This window comes from Microbacterium sp. ISL-103, assembly GCF_018613995.1.
GTDB lineage: Bacteria > Actinomycetota > Actinomycetes > Actinomycetales > Microbacteriaceae > Microbacterium.
The window spans coordinates 1-3664 of the sequence record NZ_JAGGPD010000199.1 but is presented as its reverse complement, the minus strand read 5'-3'; the positions used below and the strand labels follow the sequence as shown (position 1 = coordinate 3664).

Here is a 3664-nt window from a genome sequence, read left to right as displayed (position 1 = left end):
GTCAGAGCGCACGACTCATAATCGTGAGGTGGCGGGTTCAAGCCCCGCTCCTGCTACAGAATGAAAACCCCCGGGATTCCCGGGGGTTTTTGCGTATCCGGCCAGTGCGCGGCTGCAGCACCGCATACCCCCGGCTCAAGAACTGTCGCGGGCCAGAGCATCTACCGTCGGCCGCGCCGAGCGATGCTGCCCTCTCCTCAGGGCACCCGTAGTTCGCGGATGGGATCACGTCGGCTGGCGACAACTGCGGGAATGAACGCAGACGCGAGCGTGGTCGTGAGCGCGAGAAGCGCGAGCGAGAAAGTGAAGGAGATGCCCGGAACAGGGCTGCGAGAGGCGATGGAGACCGCTGTTGCGGTGATCGTCCCGAGTGCGATCCCGGTGAGGGCGAGGACGCCCGTCTGCATGAGAAGCAGACCGATGATCAGCCCGCGACTTGCACCTAGGGCGCGACGGCGTCCGAAGTCTCTGCGGCGCATCATGACGAGACTGTAGAGCAGGACCGCGACGAGCGCTCCGGTTATGGAGAGCAGTGCGAGAACGAGCCCCCTCGAGAACGTGCCGAGCTGACCTCGGATGAGCGAGCGAAGGTGGGCCAGGGCCTCGCTGGTCTGCACGGTCACCTTGCTCGGATCGTCCGCGGCGAGGACCGAGGAGACGGCCGCGCTGACAGGGGCAACGAGATCGGGTCGTTCCGCGATGACGACGAGGACGTTGATGCGTTCAGAGCCATCGGCCTCCGGCTGCGGGATGAGGACGAGCGGCTCGAATGCTGCCAGATAGTCGGGCGTCGTGATCCTGCCGGCGACAGCGTAAGAGGCGCCGGTGGTGAGCGTGATCGACCCAGCGATGTCGGGGAGTCCGAACTGTTCCAGCGCGGTCGCCGATGCGTAGGCCAGCTCGCCAGACAAAGGCGAACCTTCGGGCATGCCGAGACCGGCGAGCTGATCGCCGTACGCATATCGGACCGGCACTCGGGTCCCGTCCAGGACGGCACCGTTCGTGGCGTCCACTGCAGACGAAAATGCGCCAGCCCACTCGATGCCGGTGATGCCGCGAATCCGCTCGAGCACGTCGGCAGTCACTCCTGCGCTGTCCTCGGCACGTATCAGAACGGATCGCGTGCCAGCAGCGTCGATGGTGCCCAGCACCTGGTGCTCGGCGGCAACTGTGCGACCCGTGGTGAGCATGACTGCGAGGATCATTCCTGCGACCATGAGCACGGTGACCATCGACGCCACAGGTTGCGACCGGGCCGATGCGCAGGCTTCGCGCAGTACTGGGCGGATCATAGGCCGATCTCCCGGTCGCATGCCTTGGCCACTTCGGGGGCGTGCGTGACGACGATCACGGCGGAGCCTGCGCTTGCATGCGCACGCAGCGCGCCTATGACGAGATCCCTGGTTGCGGGGTCGAGGTTGCCGGTCGGCTCGTCTGCGAGAAGTATCCGAGGGTGGTGCAGGAGCGCACGGCACAGTGCGATCCGCTGGGCCTGTCCGCCGGAGACCTGGCCCGGCTTCCGATCGGCAGGTACGTCGACTCCGAACTCGTCCAGCAGCGCGAGTACTCGGTTCGCTACCGAGCTCCGAGACTGGCCGCGATAGAGAGCGGTCTCAGCGACGTTGTCGAACACTGTGCGGGTTTCGTCGAGCGCAGCGTCTTGGAAGACGAACCCGAACGTCGATGCTCTCAATCTGGCGCGAGCGGTGTCACGCAGAGATGACGTGGAAGTCCCACACACGGCGATCTCGCCGTCTGTGGGACGGAGCATGAGCCCCAGCAGGTAGAGCAGCGTCGACTTTCCGCGCCCGGACGATCCAGTGAGAGCCGTCATCGCACCTGCGGGAAAGTCCGCCGACCAGCCGTCGAGTACACGCGAGCCCGGCAGGTATTCGAACACCACGTCACGTGCTGACAACATCAGCGCGGCGCCGTAGAGGTTGCGAGGGCGGGGGCGGGGTAGCGGTCATTCTGAGGGTCCTGTCTCGCCTGCCGGCACTCGAAGCCGGGCCCCTGCTGCCACTCCTTCGATGCTCGACCTTCCTCGCGCGGACGTGACCACCGTGACGGGAACGCGTTCGCCATCTTCGTCGACGACCGCGGTCTGGCCGTCGGCGGCAGTGATCAAAGCGGCAGACGGTATCACGAGGCCGGTGACCGGCTCCACCGTGACGATCTGTGATGACAGACGCGAAACACCGGTCACCGGTACCTGCCCGCATGCGTCATCGCACAGGACGGGGCCGTGTGCGCCCGTCAGCCCCACGGCCACCGTCTGCAATTCCGAGTCCCGAACCTGATCTGTCGCGACGGCATCCCAGATGTCTCCGCTCGGGCTAGTGATCTCCACCCGAGTGCCAGATGGAATCATCGCTGCTTGCGCTTCCGTCACGGGCACGGTGAACACCGGCGATGCAGGGAGGCCGCGCAGCACCGACTCGCCGCCGGTGAGCGTCGCACCGCGGAACACCTCGTCAGCGTCGAGCGTGATTCTCGTCGGGAGCTCAGGCACGAATATCAGGTCGCCCATGGCCACTCGCCCTGTCTGCTTCACTTCGAGCGTCATCTGCCATGACTTGATCGCGGCGGCCGTTGCCGGTCCCGCTTCACCGTCTACCTCTCCGCCGTAGAAACCGAGGTCGGCGAGCAACTGCTGCAGCTGCGCGACATCGGATCCCTCGTCGCCCTCGCCGATCGGGCGGAACGCAGGAACCATTCCCTGGGCCACGACGACCGGGCGCATGCCGACTGAATAGAGGAGCGAACCCTGTGCGACCTCATCGCCCGGCGCGACGGCAATGGTGGTCACCACGCCTTGGGCACGGTTCACTCCGACCGGCACAGGCTGCCACTCCGCCAACGCGTTCAACATGATGTCCGCGCGCACAGTGCCTTCCGCTGCAGCGACGTATGTGAACGGCGCGGAGAGAGAAGGGTCCTCCGGCGGACGTAAGACTGTCATGGCCGCCCAGGTCGTGGCCGCACCGAGGGCCAGCGCGAACACGATCGCACCCAGAGTGCCGCGTGTGGGGCGCGCAAGGCGTGCCATCATCGTGTTCTCCTCTGGTGCTCGTACCTGACAAAGTAGTGCGGCGAGAACCTGCTGATCGGTTATCCACAGGTGACGGATCGATATATTCGCGGCATCCATTGATGTTGGTACTTTGCGTCCTCCGAATACGACACAAGGAGGCGTCATGGATGAATCGATGAAGAGCAAGGTTCGGCAGTTCGTGATCGGCAGCATCGGAGTGCTTGCGCTGGGGGTCGGCTTGCTGACGGGCGGTTCAGCGGCATCTGCCGCGGACGGGACAGTGAACTGCGGATCGGTCAAGTTCCTCACGACCTTCTCCTATACCGCTCCGAACGCCAGTCAGCCGAACAGTCACCGGCACGAAAAAGTGGGTGGTTCGGGCTCTGTGACCTACACGAAGTGGGAGGGGGGTAATTACACGACATCTGCGGGATACCACTACGACCGGTACACGTTGGAGGGTTCCAACAAGAGCTATTGGTGCGAGGTCTGATCGCCTTGAGGTACTCCCGCGAGCCAATGTCGGCCGCGTCCGTGGTCGCATCACTGGCTGTGACCGCCATGCTGGTATCGCTCCTTGCAGCGTGTGCCTCGTTCTCCTCACCCGAAGGTGCGGAGAACGAGGCACAC

3 protein-coding genes are annotated in these 3664 nt (G+C 64.8%); all 3 read right to left on the bottom strand.

The genetic code is table 11. The annotated features are described in order from the left end of the window. Positions 1-197: 197 nt before the first annotated feature. The 3 genes from J7E68_RS08280 to J7E68_RS08270 are packed head-to-tail and all read right to left on the bottom strand — an operon-like array spanning position 198 to position 3247. Entirely contained in the window at positions 198-1232 is a 1035-nt protein-coding gene (locus J7E68_RS08280) for an FtsX-like permease family protein (RefSeq protein WP_251048784.1), read from the bottom strand. A gap of 56 nt (positions 1233-1288) precedes the next feature. Next, positions 1289-1921 (bottom strand): ABC transporter ATP-binding protein, encoded by a 633-nt coding sequence (locus J7E68_RS08275; RefSeq protein WP_215171616.1) that lies wholly within the window; start codon positions 1919-1921, stop codon positions 1289-1291. A 45-nt stretch (positions 1922-1966) separates the two neighbouring features. After that, complete coding sequence (locus J7E68_RS08270; protein WP_251048783.1) at positions 1967-3247, bottom strand: peptidoglycan-binding domain-containing protein; 1281 nt, start codon at positions 3245-3247, stop codon at positions 1967-1969. Positions 3248-3664: the final 417 nt, after the last annotated feature.

Coding starts and splice junctions, on each gene's coding strand:
- J7E68_RS08280 (WP_251048784.1), bottom strand. CDS start 1,232: ATGGTCACCGTGCTCATGGTCGCAGGAATGATCCTCGCAGTCATGCTC.
- J7E68_RS08275 (WP_215171616.1), bottom strand. CDS start 1,921: ATGTTGTCAGCACGTGACGTGGTGTTCGAATACCTGCCGGGCTCGCGT.
- J7E68_RS08270 (WP_251048783.1), bottom strand. CDS start 3,247: ATGCTGCCGATCACGAACTGCCGAACCTTGCTCTTCATCGATTCATCC.